The sequence below is a fragment of the Chryseobacterium sp. ON_d1 genome (assembly GCF_006829085.1).
GTDB lineage: Bacteria > Bacteroidota > Bacteroidia > Flavobacteriales > Weeksellaceae > Chryseobacterium.
On the sequence record NZ_BJTC01000001.1, the window covers coordinates 148,688 to 167,333 of the forward strand.

Genomic DNA, 18,646 nt, shown 5'->3' on the forward strand with positions numbered 1-18,646 from the left:
ATTATTTTTTGATTTTTGAAAAGACATAGAACATTTCTTCAGCGATCTGTAAGCTTCTTTCAGCATAGACCACTGCTTGGTCTGGAGTATCATCTGAAATTTTCGGATCTTCAAATGTAATGGGGATTCTTTTTTCAGCACCGGGGATAAACGGGCATCCGCCGTCTGCCTGTGAGCAGGTCATGATAGCAGCAAATCCGGAGACAGGATTGAAAGGACTGTCGTATTTTTTGGAAAAGCCTATAATGGAGAGATCATTATCACCGGATTTTATGGCATAGATCGGATTATCTGTATCTGCAATACTGAAAACTGTAAATCCCTGGTCAGTTAAAGTTTCTGCAATTTTAGGGAATAAAGCCGTTGTTTCTGTTCCCCCTGAGTAGCAGTGTACTCCTGGAATTGTAAAGTAAGTGGCCGCTGTCTGGGCCCAAACCTGTGCCAGATGGCTGCGGCGGGAATTGTGGGTACAGATAAAATTCAGGTTGACTACTTTGCCTTCATTCACTTTTTGCTGTATAAAATCTACCAATGGTTTCAGAACTTCTTTCCTTTCAGTGCCTATGTTTTTCCATTGCAGAGCGTGGACTGTATCTAATAATTCTTGATGCATAACAGTATACTGATATTAACAGCAGCCCGAAGAAGGGTTGCATGATGAAGAGGTTACGGATAGCTCAGACAGGTTTTTCTTCTGTTTTTCGGAAGGAATTCCACAAGCTTCCTGAGCAAGACAGGCTGTAGTTTTATTTTTCAGCACGAAATTTTTCCCATTAAATCCTAAGTCATATTTACCAATGGTTTCTCCCTGATATTCTACCTCAATTTCCGAATCTTCTATTCCTAACTTCTCTTCCGAAAGCTGTATAATATGAAGCAGTTTCCCCGGCTTCAGGCGATGTTCAAAGTCATCAGCATTCCATAACTGAAAGCTGACCACTTTCTCATTTCGGATTACTCCTCCGCAGTCAATAAATTTTTTTATGATCTGGCCTACTTCCGTTACATGGAAGTGTTCGGGTACAAAAGAGCCGTTTTCCAACTGAAATTTAACATTTTCCAGCTTGGGCAGAATTTCTTTGATTTCTGATAATTTCATAATGAATTAATTTTGTTGAGATTAAACGTATGAATTTAAATAATTATATATTGCAATATTACGATGTTGAATGACAAAAAAATGCCTTAACAGCATTGTTTGATAGTGACATCCTGATTGAAAAACAGGTTGAATTCGTTTTGAAATTGTTTCCATGTATTTTCATTGATACAGTAGCATACAGACTTTCCTTCAATTGACCCCTTGATGATGTCAATATTCTTCAATTCTTTTAAATGTTGTGAGATGGTAGCCTGTGCCAGGCCAAGCTCTTCAACCAGATCATTACAAATGCATGCTTTTTGGTTGATGATATACTGTAAAATGGCTATTCTGGCAGGATGTCCCAAAACCTTAAGAAGAGAAGCCAACCTGTTTTGTTCTTCTGTGTAAATCTCGGTTTTTGTAACTCCCATTATTTTAATTTTAATATTGCAATATTACGATATTAAATTTATAAATCAATGAAAAATTGTATTAATATCTGGGATTTATATTTAATGGTTTGAAAATCAATTATTAAAATAATAAAGCAAAAGAGTACAGTGAACTTTTTATTCTTCAAAATAACAATCAGGGCTTCCCCAATTTGTATGGATAATTTAAATATCTTTGAGATATAGAATATGATATGACACCTCCGTTGCTGTTTTTTTCTACCGGTTACTTTATCTATATAGGCAGTGCCATTGATACTGCTGTTCATGATCATCATGCCATACAGATTGCCATAAGCATTGATGATGAAATAGAAGTGATTTCATCCGGATCGGTTATTAAGAACAGATCTGTTATTATCAGTTCTGATGAACCTCATGAATGCAGAACGGGAGAGCAAACATTTCTATTGATCAATATTGATCCTGAAAGCAAAATAGGCAATGGCCTTAAAAAGATATATCTGACCGGTCAAAGGATAGCAGTTCTGCCGGAAGCTATTGTAAAAGAATTATTAAAAGATATAATTCCGATGCTTTCTGATGATGAATCTGCAGAGCCTATTTTTAACCGGACACTGCAGTTTCTTCATGAACTTTCCAGTACAACAGGAAATGATAGCATGGATGAAAGGATCATAAGACTTCTGGAAATCCTTAAGCAGAAATGGGATGAGCCGCTAAAGATTGAAGATTTATCTGCTTTGATTTTTCTTTCTCCGGGAAGACTCATTCATCTGTTTACAGAGCAGGTGGGTATTCCTATCAGGAAGTATATGCTGTGGGCAAAACTTTTAATGGCAGTTCAGCACCTTACAGAGGGTAATAATATGACAGATGCTGCTCTTGAAGCAGGTTTCTCCGATGCCCCACACTTCAACCGGACGTTTAAAAGAATGTTCGGACAGACTCCTTCGCTTTTATTGAAGAATAGCCAGATCATACAAGCTTATATAAAATAGCTGTGACATCTTTGTATCCATAAACCATTCTATTATGTATGCAATAAATCATGCAGCAACAGCTTTGCTGATAAAGAAAAACGCCCCTCAATTGCCATTACTTCCATTATTGATCTCCGTACAGCTTTTGGAAGTATTTTGGGTATTTTTTAATTACTTTGGCTGGGAACATTTCTCAATTTCCGGGGGTAGAGTACATCTCGACTTTCTACCTTATTCACATTCTGTTTTTTCTGGAATTGTAGCTGCTTTACTTTCATTTTGTCTCATTAACTGGGGGTATAAAAACAGAAAGCTTGCTATAGCCTTTGCGATTGGTGTTCTATCTCATGTTATTATTGATATGATATTCCATGAAAAGGATATTCAGTTATCACCATTCTCTGCCCAACCTGTTTTAGGGCTTGGAATTCTTGACTATCCGATCCTTAATTTTATGATTGAACTGGCTTATGGAATATTTTGCTGGTGGTATTTTAAGGGAAGTAAAGCATTGCTTTGGGTAATTATTATATTTAATGTCATTGATCTGCCGATGATGCTGGCAAAAGGTGATACATTGAAACCTTTTGTAGATTATCCGTTTATTCTGCCAACGGTTATACTCTTTCAGATTCTGATCACCTGGTATTTTGTTTATCGTTATGCAGCCCCTAAAGTAAAATATGAATCTGTTGTAGGGGAAGGTTAAATGACTGAAACATAATAAAAAAGATGAAGCCCAAAAAGGCTCCATCTTTTATCTGTTATTATGGTAAACTGATCTTTTTACCCTGTTCAGGAAAGATATAATGTATCTTTAAAGGATTGTTTTGTAATAATTCTTTTTTGATCAGTTCAGGATTATCTCCTGTTGGTTTTCTATGGGTAACCACAATGTTGAGGTTCTCAAGATTATTTTGTCCGGTCTTTTCTTTCAGTTTACTCAGCTCCTCAATTAACAGGTTGGGAGTAAGATGTCCGAACAGCAGATGTTCCGGCTGGCTGTTAGGGAAAGAAACTTCAATTAATATGGTATTTAACTGTCTTTTTTTAACCAGGGGAGCTATTGTCTTCCACAGATTCTCAAGACGGTCGGATTTTTCAATACGGTCAGCGCCTGTATCTCCCAGGTAAAGCAGATAGTGATCGTCTCTTCTGACCAGTGCAGCACTGCTTTTGTAAGGATTCACATGGCTCAGTTCATAGCCTGTTATAAAAAATGGTGTTTTAGGTGCCGGGATCTCTGCTCCTTCCTGAAGCTCATTGTAATGATATTTTCCAAGGATGGGTTTCTGACCCTGATCTGCAAAATTGATCCAGGTATCTGTGATAAAATAATGATTTTGCAAAATCCGGATCACCGGAGCTATAGCGAAAATATCTTTTTTAGAATCAGCAGGTGAGTTGATGATAAGGCCTGACAGATGATCAAGATGACCGTGTGATATAAAATATCCTTTTATCTGATCTTTGAGTACGGTTTCTGCTGTTCCGTCAAGACTTTTCAATTGAATCGCTTTTCGAATTCCCGCGTTGACGGTACCTGCATCAAGGCATAAAAATGCATTGTCCTTTGGGGCACCCACTAAATAAGCGGATAAATTATCTTCCTGCTCCCCACCATATATTCCTAAGGGAATCATATCAAAATTTTGTGCCTGACAGACAATATTCAGAAGAAGGGCAAATAAAGAAACTGCTGTTTTTTTCATAATACTTAAACTGGAAAACCATCTTTTATGAGATGGACACGGCAAATTTACATTATTTTCAGTGACTGGCATTCTCTATGAATAAAACCTGCTGAAAATCAGCAGGCTTTCTTTTTTACTGAGGCTGTTGCTGGGTCACACAATGTACCATCCCGCCATTGGCAAATAAATTACGACAGTCTATACCCACCACCTGTTTGCCGGGATACAGCTGCTGGATGATATTGTTGGCAACCGCATCATTCGGGTCGTTATAATTGGGAACCAATACACGGTTATTCGCAATATAATAATTGATATAAGAAGCACGCCCTACATTCTTTCCGTATGTGGTAATCACATCATTTCTGGTTAAAGGAACCTTTACAAACTGATAAGGAGAACCGTTTTTCGCGGTAGCATCATACAGTTTATCAATATCTCCATCCGGTACCTGCCAGTAAGCCAGATCATCAGGACTCATCGTGATAATGGTGGAAGAACTGGCAAACCGGGCAAAACCATCAATGTGCATATCTGTAATATCAAGACCGGCTTTTCCATTCAGCCAGATAAATTTAGTCACCCCTAAATTTTTAGTAAATATAGCTTCTGCCTGCTGTTGGGTCATTCCGGGATTCCGGTTGTTATTCAGGATAGAACTTTTACAAGCCATTAATACTCCGTTTCCGTCAATTTCTACACTTCCGCCTTCATTGATCATCACAGAGTTAAGATTGATTTTCGGAATATTGGTATCGGCTGCTATTTTAGAAGGTATTAGGTTGCATTTGCTGTAATCGGCTTTGTTTCCCCAGCCGTTAAATCCCCAGTCCTGAATGAATAACTGTCCATTCTGATCTTTTACATAGATAGGACCATTATCTCTTACCCAGAAGTCATCGGTCTGGTAAAGTTTAAAATTAATATTAGTAAGGGAAACACCGGCACTGTTTAATAGTCCCGTAATTCGATTTTTTTCTGTTCCGTCATAGGCAATGATATGAACCTTTTCACTTTGTACAAGTTCTTTGGTCATCGCTACCCAGGTGGCATCCAGTCTGTTGCGGTAAGTCACTCCATACTGATACTGATGAGGCCATTGAAGCCAGGTTCCTTCATGTGGGGCTGACTCCTCAGGCATTTTGTAAACAGCTGTTTCCGGATTTACAGTGCCCGGAATTTCTGCAAGTTCTGCTGCAGAACATGAAAGTAAAAGAAGAGGTAATAACGGGAACATGATTTTCTTTTTTTGCATAACTGATCTATTTTTAACAGGGCAAAATTAGATCGATTGTTTTTTTTAAAGTTGTCCTAAATTGACAACTTACTTCAAAGGTAATAAAATATAGGTCAGCTGTTCCTCTTGATTTTCTGCATGTTCGGAATATCTTTCGTATTTTTCTATAATGGGAGTGTGTGAAAATTCAAGCCCCGAATGAAAGATCCAGCGGGAATAGATTTTGGTGTAGGTCTCATCTATTGTTTCATAACTGCCCGGATGAGTAAAGCGGGCATATTGACCACCCAATATAATTTTTGAAGGAAGTTTTTTATTCACAGACTGGACGGAAGAACATGCATCATAACGGCAGTTGATTTCAGTTTTGATTAAGGGTTCATCTGCTATGACTCCAAAATATTCTGTCCCGGAATCAGGAAATTCATTCTCCATAAACTTTTCCCACAGAACTTCAATTTCCTCGTTGTTGTAGTAGGTATTGATGCTCTGATAGTATACCGGTAGAGGTTTAAGATATACAATTTCAGGTTCCAGCAATACATCCGATGTAATCGGAATGATCTCGTGTCCACAAAGAAGCTCTTCCTTATTTTGTCTTGCAGCTTTGGGAGAAATTCCGAAATGTTGTTTGAAAGCTTTTGAAAAGGAAGCGATATTGGCAAAACCTACTTCAATTGCAATGGTTGTAAGATTTTCCTGGGTATACAAAATCCGTTTATAAGCATTTTCCACTTTTAATCTTTGCTGGAAAGCGCCAATGGTTTCTCCGCAGCTGTACTTAAAAATGCGCTGGATATTCCGGTAAGAATAATGGGAGAGATCTTCCAGTTCCTTTACAGATACGGGCTGATCGTAATTCTTTTCCAGGAAACTGATAACTCTGTAAATGCAATTCAGGCTGTCTTCCATAGCTTTGATTTTTTCAGAAATAAATTACAAATAAAAGAAATAAAAAATGTCTCAGCATTATTGTATTTTAGCTTATAATAATGGACAGATTCAATGAATCTTATTATTTTAAAACAAAATAACCAGGAAGTGTGAAACAAACCAGAGGAAAACATTTATCAGAATTAACGGATCAGGAACTGTTTGAGAAGAAGAAAACTCTTGAAGCGAATGTTATCGTCAATGCAATAATGGTAGGACTATTAGCGGGTATTGGCATATATAGCACCATAACCAAAGGCATCGGATTGATGACTTTTTTACCATGGATTCTTGCTCTTTGGACGGTGAGCAACTGGAATAAAAATAGAAAGGCACTGAAAAGAGAACTAGGTGTCAGAAATTTGAAATAAATACAATAACAGGATGGTCCATTTTTAACTGTAAAAAGCCTTCAGGTCGAATCTGAAGGCTTTTTTCTTATCGTTTTTGCCCGTTATGTCAGTTGCGTAAGAACTGTCCGATCCCCGGAGAATCAAAAGTGAAGGCATTCTGGTTTTCAGACTTATCAATTTTATTACTGATGGTCAGTGCCCATAACACCAGTTCTTTACAGAAATTCTGGTCTTCAGCACTCAATTCGGAAGTATTTTCCTCAACAACCGTTACCAAAGGTTCTATCTTATTAAGTTTAGCATAGAATGCTTCGTCCGTGTCATTATAATGAAGTTCTAAATGATTTTTATTGAACCATCTGATCAGATCGGTATATGGTGTTTTGATTCCTTCTTTTTCCAGTTTGGAAATGCGGGGGAATATGCTTTCAAATTGAGTCATTACTGCTTTATCGATCAGCATTTTGGCTACATAATCCGCACCTTCCTGTTCTCCCTCATATACAAGTTCAATTTTTCCTGTAATTGAAGGGATGATCGACATAAAGTCAATCAGGCGGACAGTGGTTTTCTCTTCGCCGGATTCAATCAGGCGTAATTTGGCTGCTGCGATTAAATTTTCCATAGCACTGATCGTAAGACGGGCACTTACACCGCTTTTTGCATCTACGTATTCACTGATACGGGCTGCAAAAGCAACTTCTTCCAAAAGATCTTTCGCCAGGTCAGGAATTTGTATCTGGGCTTTATCTTCAGCAGAAATCAGAGCTTCCTGTTCTGTAATCTGCCGAGCAAGGGCTATTGTTTTTGGATAATGGGTGAAAATCTGTGACCCGATTCTGTCTTTCAACGGGGTTACAATACTTCCTCTGTTGGTATAATCTTCAGGATTGGCAGTAAATACAAACTGGATGTCAAGAGGCATTCTGAGCTGGAATCCACGGATCTGAATATCTCCTTCCTGTAAAATATTAAACAAGGAAACCTGAATTCTTGCCTGTAAATCCGGCAATTCGTTTAAAACAAAAATAGAGCGGTTGGCACGCGGAATCATTCCGTAATGTAAAACACGTTCATCGGAATACGGCAGCTTTAATGTCGCTGCTTTGATAGGGTCTATGTCACCAATTAAATCTGCAACATTCACATCCGGAGTGGCCAGTTTTTCATAGAAACGTTGAGAGCGGTGTACCCAGGAAACCGGAGTGTCATCACCCAGTTCCTCAATAAGGTCTTTAGCATATTTTGAAATGGGATGAAATGGACTGTCATTAATTTCTGATCCTTTTACAACGGGCATGTATTCATCAAGGAGGTTGACCATACTTCTTGCAATTCTTGTTTTTGCCTGGCCGCGCAGCCCAAGTAAATTGATATGGTGGCCGGCAAGAATAGCTTTTTTGAGTTGTGGGACAACGGTGTCTTCATAGCCCCAAAGTCCTTCAAATACAGGTTTTTTAGCTTTAATTCTGGCAATTAAGTTGGCCTGAATTTCCTCATTAATCGTTTTATGGGTGTAACCGGAGTCCTTTAATTCTTTGAGTGTAATATCGTTTTTCATTGTCTTGTAATACTAATTATCTGGTAAGATTTGTATGTTGAACGCTTTTCTTTATATTCTTCTTATTCTGTTTTTTTCGTAATCTTCAAAAATCATTTGCCCTAAACCGGATAGTCCTGTCAGGAAGGCTTTTCCTTTATTCTGAGCCGTAAATTCTTCTACAAACTGACGCAGGTAAGGATCCTGGGCAATCATAAAGGTGGTAATCGGAATTTTGAGTTTTCTCGCCTGTGCCGCTCTGTTAAGACATTGGTTAACGATCCTTTCGTCCAATCCAAAACTGTTCATATAAAACTCACCACTGGGCAGCTGAATACAGCTCGGCTTTCCGTCGGTGATCATGAAAATCTGCTTATTGGTATTTCTTTTTCTGCGGAGAATATCCATGGCCAGCTCCAGTCCTGCTACTGTGTTGGTATGATAAGGCCCTACTTTCAGGTAGGGAAGGTCTTTGATCTTGATCGGCCAGGCTTCGTTTCCAAACACTATAATATCGATGGAATCTTTCGGATATTTCCGTTTAATCATTTCCACAAGAGCCATGGCTACTTTTTTGGCCGGGGTAATGCGGTCTTCTCCATATAAAATCATAGAGTGGCTGATGTCAATCATCAGAACAGTACTCATCTGTGCCTTATGTTTGGTTTCCTCTACGATGAGGTCTTCTTCTGTCAGCCGGAGATCTGAGATTCCGCTATTGATCTGAGCATTTTTTAAACTTTCAGTCATATTCACTGCTGCCAGATCATCTCCATATTGGTAGGAACGGTTTTCGCCATCACGTTCATCCCCGATTCCTGTTTTATTGGTGCGGTGATTTCCGGCTCCGTTTTTCTTCAGCTTTCCGAAAATCTGATCAAGGGCATATTCACGAAGAGCAGCTTCAAGTTTAGGGGTTAATATATTTTTACCTTTTCCGCTTCCTGTATTTCCTTCTTCCGGATCTTCTTCTCTGATATAGCCCCTTTTTTTCAAATCTTCTTCAAAATCCTGAAGGGTGTATTCGTCACTGAAAATATCATATTCCTGATCAAGCATATCAAGCCACTCAAAGGCTTCCTCAATATCCCCGGAGGTGTGGGTAAGCAAATCTTTGAAAACATCAAATACCCGGTCAAAATGTGATAATTCCTCCGGCACATGTTTGCTGAATATAAAGCCTCTCTGAGGATTAAAATTTTTATCTGTCATGAGATGATAAAGCTGTTTTGCTGTTATTTTGTTTTTGAATATCCCAGATGACTCAATGAATTCTCTGAACTATTCTTTCATTCGTTTCAAATTGAAAAGTTAGGAAAATATCATCTCAAGATTCTCTTAGAAAAATAGAAAATACTAATGATGGTGATATAGATAAGAATATAATCAGCGTTAGTAGCTGAAAGAGATTTTAATCTGTTATTTACAAGCCAATAAAACAGTCAATTACCTTAATTGCAGGCTTTACAATTTTAAATCTATTTTTAAAGATTTGATTATTAGATTGTTTTCGATGGGGTAGTATGAAAAAAGCAAAGCCCCGGATATCCGGAGCTTTGTTTATCATTATCTTACTGTTTTTATGATTACCAGCCTAAATAATAGTCGGGATCCAGCCAGTAAGGCCAGTCTAGTTTAAAATGAGTCTGAAGCATTTTTTCAGCTTCACAGAAGGCTCCTTCCACCCAGCCCTGCTGATCAGAATAGGCTTCACCAATAATATGAATCTGTTCCTCAACCAAAGGTTTCCTCATATAAGGCATGACGTCCTTTACGGAAAAACCTGCTTTCCATGCATGATATCCGGCTCCGTAAGGATCATCTGTCCAGTCCCTGAAATAGGTTACATAAGGTTCCGGAATGTCTACACCATGTAATTCCCTGAGCTGGTTCATCAATTCATTGACCATGAATTCTGTAGCCTGAACATCATCAAACTTATGCAGTTCCTCCAATGATGCAGATTTAGCAGCTCTTACCTTAAACAGGACTTTGTCATCAGAAAGAGCTTTCCAGAATGTTTCCGTTTCCATATCACCATAGCTTCCCAGCAACATTGAATTGTTGTTCTCCGGATCAGTTCCGAAATAATAACACTGCCTCATAGGCAAATCCGTAATAGAATGCCCGGAATCTATTCCAAGATCTTTCCACCAGGGACGTTCGAAGCCCATCAGAATTTTAAAGGCCGGTTCCATAATAACAGAGCGGATATTGTCATTGAGTTCCTGGCCGTTAAAGATAAAAGTATTCTGATCAAGAAGCTCCAGTGATTTTCTCGGCATACCCAATACGATGGCATTGGCATAGACTTTCCATTGGGTATTGCTTCTGATATTCAGGAAAGTCAGTTCATAGGTGTGGGTATGGATCAGAGGGTGGTCTTTGGTGAAAGTTATCAGTTTATTTTCAGACCAGATGCGTGCTCCTTCATGTTCCATATAGGTATTCGCTACGGCATAGGCAATGCTGTCATAGCCCTCTTCAATGGTTTTATAGGTGGTATCAGCTGAAAAATCTCCTACCATATAAGGAAATGCTTCTGCAGAGTTCCAGTTAATAGTATTGGAATAATATCCTCCGGCATTGGCTAAGAACTCATACCCTTCCTGAGAAACCTGGTCTTTGATTAAGTTCCAGAAACCGATATCGTTTACTTTACGTTGATCATAAGGAGACCCCGGGAAATTATACATCAGCCTTGGTTTTATGGCATCCCAGTCCCGGCTGGTCAGTTTGAAAGTATAATCATAACCATTGGGGTCTGCAATAATTAATTCTTTATAGGTTTCGGCTACCCAGGGATCTGCCATTAAAACATTATAGATAATTTTATTGAACAGCTGATCTGAACTGAAACCCTCATCTTCTTTATTCAGGTAATAGCGGGTGATCAGTTTTTTATCCTGTTTCTGATCCTCTGTCCAGGCATTCTGTTGGAATCGTTCTTTTCTGAGATACATGAAGAGCTTTTCCGGATCACCCATATGGAATGGGATTGGAGTCATCTTATCTTTCAGAACAGGAGTTCTTTTATTTAAATCCTTTTCTTTAAGGGGATATCCTTCTATCAAGGTGGTTACAATTTCCTGAGAAGTCAGATAACGCATTCCCCCGAGTTCGCCCCAGAAATTCATTCCCGGCATGATTACAGATTCCAGTCTCCCGCCCAACCTGTCACTCATATCGAAGATCTGTACCTCATGACCTTTATATGTATTGTCTGTTACCAGTCGAAAAGCAGTGTATAATCCGGAAGTTCCGGCTCCGATAATGGCTACTTCTACTTTCAGGTCAGGCTGCATTCCCGGGTACAGTGGTGTATTTTTATTAACGTTTTCTTGATTCATGGTTTTATAATTTTAAAGTGCTAAGAAATATTTATATCCTAACCGGAATGGGGTAATGTCAAAATCGGTATGTCCGTCCAATGCAAGATCAGACATGATTTTACCTAAAAAAGGGGTGAATTTTGCAGCCCATCCGGTGGCGTAGACCACAATGTTTTTATGATTGGGAACATAAGACGGAGCAAAATCAATCAGCAGTTCTTTATTCGGGATTGTACTCAAAGCGATAAGACATGTTGAGGTATATTCCGGAATAATGCTTAGTCCGGTCATATGATTTTGTATCCATTCGGAGGTATAAGCCAGTTCCTTAGGGTTAGGAATTAACGTTCTGTCGCTTGGTTCCTCCAAAGGTTTGATAACAAAATCAGGTGCTACACGGATGTATTCAGGATGGTCCCACTCAACTGAAGGGAAACCGTAGAATTGATTGCCGTTTTCTCCGCTTGAATTCTGAAATACAAACCATGTAGGATATTGTATATCAGGATCTGTCTTTTTAAAATAAGCGGAAGACATATTCCAGTAGGTGGCTTCTATTTTAAAATCAAGCAGGTTGATAACGCTGTTGATATAAGGTCCGGGAATGATCGCCAGTTTTTTGGCAATATAAATTCCATTGGGAGTGGTAAGCTCAAAAAGATCGCCGTTTTGTTTGATCTCCAGTACGGGAGAATCTTCTCTAAGTTCAACAGTTTCTTCTTTCCGGCAAAGGCCTAGCAGTGTTTCTATGGTTGCTTTGAAGTTGATACTGGCACCATCTGGCTGAAACAGCCCTGTATAATTATCCGGCAGATTTTTAAAATGATACTGATCTTCAATTTCCCTTGAAGTCAGCGTGGTATAGGGAACTCCTAATGCTTTAAGTGCTTTTTCTGCTTCAGCAATATTTCCTTCGGTAGAATGTACTTCAGGATCACCAAACCAAAGTGTTCCTACTTTATCAAGCAGTTGGGTGTCTGTCTTTTTCTGCAGCTCCTCCCAATAAGGCTCTGCATCCAAAGCCATTTGTACCATATATTCATCCGGATAAGGAATCCGGAACTGGCGTGATACTCCCGCAGAACTGCCCAGCTGGTTGACAAAAGTATATTGTTCCAGTACTAAAGTTCTGGCCTGGCGCTGGCCGAGATGGTAAGCTGTAGCCAGACCTATTGCTCCTCCGCCAATGACGATTACGTCATAGTTTTCTGTAATCATAGGTTATTGTTTTACTTTTTATAATCGTATTGAGCGGATACAGGAAAAGTAAAGAGATCAATATGAAAGAATATACAGTCATTAATGATCTTTGACAATCTCTGAATCCTATTCTTTACCACAGATTAGGTATAGACATGAATCTGCCGGTACATATGAATATTCTGGTTTTCTATTGAATATTGCCAGTATTAATAAGCATTTCAAAGTAACAAAGAAGAGGGTATATGTTCTTAGAGTGTAAATTACCAATTGTGGTATTGAGTAGAAATACTGAATGGCAAAAGGGACTCTTTGAGAGGAGGAGTACTGGTCTTTCAGAATGGTATAATAATTGAGATGCTGCTTGCAGTTTTTTACAACTATCTGATCATCAATAATTGTTATATGCAATAAAATAGACAGATACAGAATATTTTACGGACAGCAGTTTTTTACAATTGCTCTAAAAAAATAGATTTACGTGAATGAAACTTAAAATTTACAGGGTGTTTTGATAGTAAAAAGAATCCAATTTTATCGGTTTTTATTAAATATTCATTATTATAAGAAGACAAAAATTACTTTAACTTTGCCAATTGGATGATATACCCCTATTATGAAATTGTTTAAAATAATGGTATATTGTTGAAGGCTAATATCTAATGGACTTATGCAGTCAGGAAATTAATTTAACTGATAAACGAATATGAAATATAAATTCTTAAATTTTAAATTGAGAAAACTTGTTCATTACTCATTGATCCTTTGTATTTTGCTGATACAGGTCATTATTGCCATATTTTTTTATAACGAATTTGTCAACGGTAAGAAGCTTAAGTTTATTAAAGATCAGCTTGAGGAAAGCCGCGCACTGGGAGGGTTGACCGATAACTCCAGGAAAGATTTTCTGGATGCTCAGGAACATCTTCAGAAATATATGGCAACCCAGGATAATAAGGAACTGCAGTTATATTTCCAGTCGTTAAGAAAACTTAAAATCAATTTTGATAAAATTGGTGAATATGAAAACACAAGTCCCAGACTGAAAAAGACCTTGGCTCTTCATAGCCAGGATATGGTGAAGACATCAAAGCTGAAAACATTAATAGATTCAGTGTACCAGACTTCACTCAATCCTCCTGCAAAAATTGAAGATAAGCAGTATGAACCTGCCAAATATAAAAATGATTTTGAAGATTTCAAGATCCAAACCCGCACCTATGCAGATACCGTTAAAAAGAAAGGCTTTTTCGGGCGTTTAAAAGATGCTGTAACAGGAAAGGTAGATGTTCAAAAGGAAAGTACTGTGATTACGATGACCAACAACAAAACACTGGATCTTTCTCAGGTAAAATCCAAAATGGACAATACTTTGAAGTCTATGGATAAGCATTATGCTGCTGAAGTAAGGAAAGTACAGCTGCTTGCTGCTCAAAATCAGAAAAATAATTTACAGTTTTACAGCAATTTCAGTAAGCTGCTGGTGTACAGCAACGGCCTGATAGAAGTGTACGAAAATGCAATCAGGGATTTTAAGTCTCAACTGGAAAAAGAGTATAATGATCAGAGTTCAAATAACAACAGAATAAGAACCTATCTGGTATTGGGGTTGATGGTTCTGATGTTTATCGTATCCATTCTGATCATGTATTTTACAAGGATGGCGTTTATCTATGAGCAAAAGCTTGATGCCGCAAATAAAGAAATTAAAAAGAACCTTAATTTTAAGAACAGGATTCTGGGAATGCTGAGTCATGATCTGAGGTCTCCTCTAAAAATCATTAATATTTTCATCGACAAGATCCACAGAACGACTCAGGATGAAACGATAAAGGATTATCTTAAATCTATCAAGTTTACCAACAGTACTCTGCTTCTGCAGTCTAACCAGATTCTGGAGTATACCAAAAATGAGAATGCTGAAAAAGAGCTTATCCAATCGGTTTTCAATCTTAAAGATGAGATCGGTTCTATTGTAAAGGTAATTACCCCTTATCTGGAAACCAGAAACAACAGGTTTGTGGTAACAGACAGAATTCCTGAAAATGTTTTGGTATATTCAGATAATATCAGAATCAACCAGATTTTTATGAATATTCTCGGAAATGCCAACAAGTTTACAGAAAACGGACAGATCGATCTTGTGATGTCCACAGAGCCGTTGGGAGATCATACAATTGCCCTGGTTACTTCTGTGACAGATACCGGAGTAGGAATATCAGAATCTGATCTGGGTAAAATTTTTGATCCTTATTATCAGGGAATGGTCTCTGATGAAGTAGATAATCTCGGTGCCGGACTTGGTCTTAATCTGGTTAAAGAGATCGTAGAGCTTTTCGATGGGGATATATCGGTTGAGAGTAAACTGCATAAAGGAACGAAAGTGACATTCAGGATCAATTTAAATCGTAATCATAATGGAAACACCAATGCAAAATAAAGAGATCATATTTCTGCTGGCTGACGATCACAGTATTGTACGCCAGGGAATGGAAATTGTTATCAGCGATATTGCTCCCCATGCTAAAATTTATCAGACTTCATCCTTACACCAGGTTTTGGAGCTGATCGAATCAAAAGGGGTGGAAATAGCCGTTATTGATGCCCACTTCCCGGATGGAAACAGCCTGCACATCTTACCACAGATGAAAAGCATCAATCCTGCCATTAAAATATTGATTTTTACGGGGCTTGAAGAAGAACTGCATGGTCTTAAATTTATCAAAGCAGGAGCCAATGGCTACCTGAGTAAATTGAGTGAAGAGGAAGAGGTGAGGGAAGCCATTACCACCTTTATCGAGAAGGGAGAATATTTTTCTGATGTATTGAGAAACTTATTGGTACAGTTTGTATATAACCCTGATCTTATAAGTCCTCTCAGCAGTTTAACCAAAAGGGAACTTCAGATTGCTGAGCTCTATGCCGAAGGATTCGGAAACCTGGAAATTTCAAACAGTCTGAATATCAAACAGAATACAGTAAGCACAATCAAAAAAAATATTTTTGAAAAACTAAAGATCGAAAATATGGTTGAACTTGTTGATCTTATCAAAACCCATCATAAACTTTAGTTTTTTGGATTTTTCGCTTCATATTCTATTTTATCGATAAATATCTATAACGTGATCGATATGTATCGATGGGGTTTATAGGGAATATTATTTTATAATGTTGTTCCTTTGTACTGTGAGATTTAAGTAATGAAAAAGTACATGAGAAATACTTTGAATGATTAAAGTTTCATACACAAAAACAACAAATGATTATAGCTATTCAAATAATAAACAATAGTTATAAAAGAGCACAAATGATGAAAATCAATTAAAAACACTGATGAAATTAAAAGAAGTGTATGAATAACCTTAGGAGGGCCTTTTAAAAAAAACCAAATGATAAAAAAAACACAAATACACATAATGAGGTTCGGTTGATAGGTTACAGTACAAACAAAAAGGAGGCAGAAAGCCTCCTTTTTGTTTGGCAGCATTTATTCAACATACTGATGAATATGATTATAAAGGAATTTTTTAGGGTTATCTCTGGTAATCAGTTCCAGCTCATGATCTGTCAGTCTTCCTGCTGTATCTGCCCACATCTGTTTGTCACTTTTCTGGCTGCGTACTACGTAAAAATCGCTGCCATACAGAATGCGGTCACTGATTCGGCTGTCTTTTTTCAGAAGTGATTTCAAAAGAGGAAATATATTTTCATCATGCAGGATATAGCTGATGTCAGCATATACATTAGGATGTTGCAGCATCAGGCTGTAGATGATAGCAAACCATGAATTATGGCGCCATGAGTTTTCAAGAGCTGTAGGAATAAAATTAATCCCTTTTCCCACAGGATTGGTAAAGCCGTTTTCAGAAAGGTATCTGTCACGTTCCATATATTTTGCCCATTCATCTTCACCTCCGAAATGCCCGAAACAGATTTTTAGTGCATCAAGATTTTTAGCAAGTGGCTGATCTCTTCCCGCATAGCCGAAGAGGGCATATAAAGAATCATCATGATAATATTCAAGAAGCTGTTTCAGATAATCTTTATTCAACAGGCAAAGGTAGTTGAGAGGATGGGTGAAATTCGTAGAAAAATCACTGTTGCTCAGCTCATACAGCTTTAGGGGTTCCCTTTTGCCCTTTTCTCCGGTTGACTGCGTAAATACAGGATGACTGTTCCATTCTTTCTTTTTGCTGCCCCGGTAATAGATAGTTCCTCTGATACAATGATTAAGTACCGGTACCTGATTCTCACAGGCCCATAACATCAAAGGCAGAATATCCCTGTCAAACGGATAATACCCAAGGGCAGGGTAGGTTTTAATTCCTCTGAACCTTTCATGAATAATACAGTTTTTGATCTCATCAAAATAAGCCGGATTGTCCTTTATTCTTCTGGGATCAGCAAATACAAAAGGAAGACATGTCCGGGGTTTCTTCCTTCTCAGGTTTTTAAGTTCTTCAAGCTGCAGAGGATAACTGAATTTGGCGGTGCCACCATCCATATAATCCATATCCATGGGAAGAACTACAAAACGGGAATCTGCAGGATATTGCTTCTCCAGCATTCTGAATATGGTCATTTGACTTTTATGAAAAGCAAAACGGCCTATGCTGATATAACGCTTCAGATAGGCTTTTGTTTCAGGACCGGGAAGAATGCGCAGGATCTGAAACAGGCTTTTTGCAATGAATATAATAAGCTGCCTGCCCGATTTGATCAGTAGGAATAAAGCTGAAACAATCAGAATTCTTAAAAAAATATATTGTGGAGCAGGAAGCAGATAAATATTCTGCATCAAATGATTCAGTGAACTGATATATTCAAACCAGCCCTCATTGTTATATTTCCCCTCAAAATAGCCGAAAAAAAGAATCAGCAGCGTATCCAGAGTAAGTACAACTGCAATAGGAACAGTGATAAAAGGAATTTTCTGAAGGAACCATCTGATATGAAAACGGAAATTCTCCAAAACCTTATAAGGACGTTTATACTGCCACTTCGTGGGAACCCGGTAATACCATCTGAAAAAGCTGATAATAAGTCTTATCGTGAGAATATGCTCAAGACCAAACGGCAGAAGTTTTTTACCAAGAAACTGAGGAATATGATCTCCTGTAAAAGTATGGGTATGACAATTGATGAATGGATTTCTCTTTTTGTCTGGGGCCGGTGGATCTGGTGTAGTTTTCATGAACAGATGAGGGATTAGTTTTGCTTCTAATTTACAAACAAATTATCATATGCAGACCCTCATATTTTGAAATGGAGAAATCATGAAATAAATTAAGTTTGCTTTTAACGATCAGAATTTGCCCCTTGTTTTTTATCAAATGATAAACAGAAGTTGCCTTCTATACCTTAGTTTTGTATCCAAAAAGATGTCAGGAGAAAAAGATTTAGCTGTATTGATTCAAAATATGGAACCGGTATTGAATATCGGAGAATATGTGTTTTGTACCGTTCAGAATCTGGGAGAAATACCGGATATAGAAAAGATTCTGTTTTTATTCAGGGAGCATGAAGCTGTTACCATTGTATTGGAAAGAACCATAGCTGATGAATGGAGTTTTGCTTACAGTTACATTTCTTCCTGGATCACTCTGAATATTCACTCCTCCCTGGAAGCAGTAGGACTTACGGCTGCTTTTGCCAATGCTCTGAAACAGGGAAATATCAGCTGTAATGTAGTGGCTGCATATTTTCATGATCATATTTTTATCGCCAGAGAAGATGCTGAGAAAGCACTGAAAACCCTTATTGCATTAAAATCAGGAAAAAGGGTTTAAAATTATTTTTTAAAACTTTACACTTTTAATTTTCACCTTCTCAAATGTCTAATTGAATCCTTAAAATGTCCTGTTGGTAAAGCTTTTG

Annotated in this window: 17 protein-coding genes; 6 read left to right on the forward strand and 11 right to left on the reverse strand. The window is 37.9% G+C overall.

Going from position 1 to position 18,646, the window contains the following annotated elements:
* Nucleotide 1: 1 nt before the first annotated feature.
* The 3 genes from CRS_RS00675 to CRS_RS00685 form a co-directional block, all read right to left on the reverse strand.
* Complete coding sequence (locus CRS_RS00675) at nt 2-613, reverse strand: low molecular weight phosphatase family protein (RefSeq protein ID WP_142722177.1); 612 nt, start codon at nt 611-613, stop codon at nt 2-4.
* A 15-nt stretch (nt 614-628) separates the two neighbouring features.
* Nucleotides 629-1,099, reverse strand: coding sequence for a DUF6428 family protein (locus CRS_RS00680; protein WP_142722178.1), 471 nt, complete (start codon nt 1,097-1,099; stop codon nt 629-631).
* Nucleotides 1,100-1,185: 86 nt separating this feature from the next.
* Nucleotides 1,186-1,515, reverse strand: coding sequence for a helix-turn-helix transcriptional regulator (locus CRS_RS00685; RefSeq protein WP_142722179.1), 330 nt, complete (start codon nt 1,513-1,515; stop codon nt 1,186-1,188).
* Between the two features lie 215 nt (nt 1,516-1,730).
* On the opposite strand from CRS_RS00685, the gene CRS_RS00690 reads away from it, so the two are divergent.
* Together CRS_RS00690 and CRS_RS00695 are read left to right on the forward strand one after the other, a co-directional pair.
* Nucleotides 1,731-2,498, forward strand: coding sequence for an AraC family transcriptional regulator (locus CRS_RS00690; RefSeq protein ID WP_142722180.1), 768 nt, complete (start codon nt 1,731-1,733; stop codon nt 2,496-2,498).
* A gap of 34 nt (nt 2,499-2,532) precedes the next feature.
* Nucleotides 2,533-3,189, forward strand: a complete 657-nt coding sequence (locus CRS_RS00695) for a hypothetical protein (RefSeq protein WP_142722181.1) — start codon at nt 2,533-2,535, stop codon at nt 3,187-3,189.
* A gap of 58 nt (nt 3,190-3,247) precedes the next feature.
* Here the strand turns inward: CRS_RS00695 and CRS_RS00700 are convergent, their stop codons facing one another.
* The 3 genes from CRS_RS00700 to CRS_RS00710 all read right to left on the reverse strand — a co-directional run bounded on the left by CRS_RS00700 (nt 3,248) and on the right by CRS_RS00710 (nt 6,323).
* Entirely contained in the window at nt 3,248-4,192 is a 945-nt protein-coding gene (locus CRS_RS00700) for a 3',5'-cyclic-nucleotide phosphodiesterase (RefSeq protein ID WP_142722182.1), read from the reverse strand.
* Between the two features lie 115 nt (nt 4,193-4,307).
* On the reverse strand, nt 4,308-5,429 hold the full coding sequence (locus CRS_RS00705) for an agmatine/peptidylarginine deiminase (RefSeq protein WP_142722183.1): 1,122 nt from the start codon (nt 5,427-5,429) through the stop codon (nt 4,308-4,310).
* Between the two features lie 69 nt (nt 5,430-5,498).
* On the reverse strand, nt 5,499-6,323 hold the full coding sequence (locus tag CRS_RS00710; RefSeq protein WP_142722184.1) for a GyrI-like domain-containing protein: 825 nt from the start codon (nt 6,321-6,323) through the stop codon (nt 5,499-5,501).
* Between the two features lie 131 nt (nt 6,324-6,454).
* On the opposite strand from CRS_RS00710, the gene CRS_RS00715 reads away from it, so the two are divergent.
* The gene (locus CRS_RS00715; RefSeq protein ID WP_142722185.1) at nt 6,455-6,715 is read left to right on the forward strand and encodes a hypothetical protein; all 261 of its coding nucleotides are present in this window, start codon (nt 6,455-6,457) and stop codon (nt 6,713-6,715) included.
* Between the two features lie 88 nt (nt 6,716-6,803).
* Here the strand turns inward: CRS_RS00715 and CRS_RS00720 are convergent, their stop codons facing one another.
* From CRS_RS00720 to CRS_RS00735, 4 genes are all read right to left on the reverse strand, one after another.
* On the reverse strand, nt 6,804-8,258 hold the full coding sequence (locus CRS_RS00720; RefSeq protein WP_142722186.1) for a sigma 54-interacting transcriptional regulator: 1,455 nt from the start codon (nt 8,256-8,258) through the stop codon (nt 6,804-6,806).
* A 51-nt stretch (nt 8,259-8,309) separates the two neighbouring features.
* Nucleotides 8,310-9,449 (reverse strand): VWA domain-containing protein, encoded by a 1,140-nt coding sequence (locus CRS_RS00725; RefSeq protein ID WP_142722187.1) that lies wholly within the window; start codon nt 9,447-9,449, stop codon nt 8,310-8,312.
* Between the two features lie 374 nt (nt 9,450-9,823).
* Entirely contained in the window at nt 9,824-11,587 is a 1,764-nt protein-coding gene (locus tag CRS_RS00730; protein ID WP_142722188.1) for an FAD-dependent oxidoreductase, read from the reverse strand.
* Between the two features lie 12 nt (nt 11,588-11,599).
* Nucleotides 11,600-12,787, reverse strand: a complete 1,188-nt coding sequence (locus CRS_RS00735; protein WP_142722189.1) for an FAD-dependent oxidoreductase — start codon at nt 12,785-12,787, stop codon at nt 11,600-11,602.
* Between the two features lie 715 nt (nt 12,788-13,502).
* On the opposite strand from CRS_RS00735, the gene CRS_RS00740 reads away from it, so the two are divergent.
* Both CRS_RS00740 and CRS_RS00745 read left to right on the forward strand, forming a co-directional pair.
* On the forward strand, nt 13,503-15,209 hold the full coding sequence (locus CRS_RS00740) for a HAMP domain-containing sensor histidine kinase (protein ID WP_228451134.1): 1,707 nt from the start codon (nt 13,503-13,505) through the stop codon (nt 15,207-15,209).
* Nucleotides 15,187-15,840 (forward strand): response regulator transcription factor, encoded by a 654-nt coding sequence (locus CRS_RS00745; RefSeq protein WP_172616966.1) that lies wholly within the window; start codon nt 15,187-15,189, stop codon nt 15,838-15,840. The genes CRS_RS00740 and CRS_RS00745 overlap by 23 nt, the downstream gene beginning before the upstream one ends.
* 416 nt (nt 15,841-16,256) lie before the next feature.
* Here CRS_RS00745 and CRS_RS00750 read toward each other — a convergent pair whose 3' ends face one another.
* Nucleotides 16,257-17,963, reverse strand: a complete 1,707-nt coding sequence (locus tag CRS_RS00750; RefSeq protein WP_142722191.1) for an amidohydrolase family protein — start codon at nt 17,961-17,963, stop codon at nt 16,257-16,259.
* Between the two features lie 187 nt (nt 17,964-18,150).
* Here CRS_RS00750 and CRS_RS00755 point away from each other — a divergent pair, with 187 nt between their 5' ends.
* Entirely contained in the window at nt 18,151-18,558 is a 408-nt protein-coding gene (locus tag CRS_RS00755; protein WP_142722192.1) for an ACT domain-containing protein, read from the forward strand.
* Nucleotides 18,559-18,646: the final 88 nt, after the last annotated feature.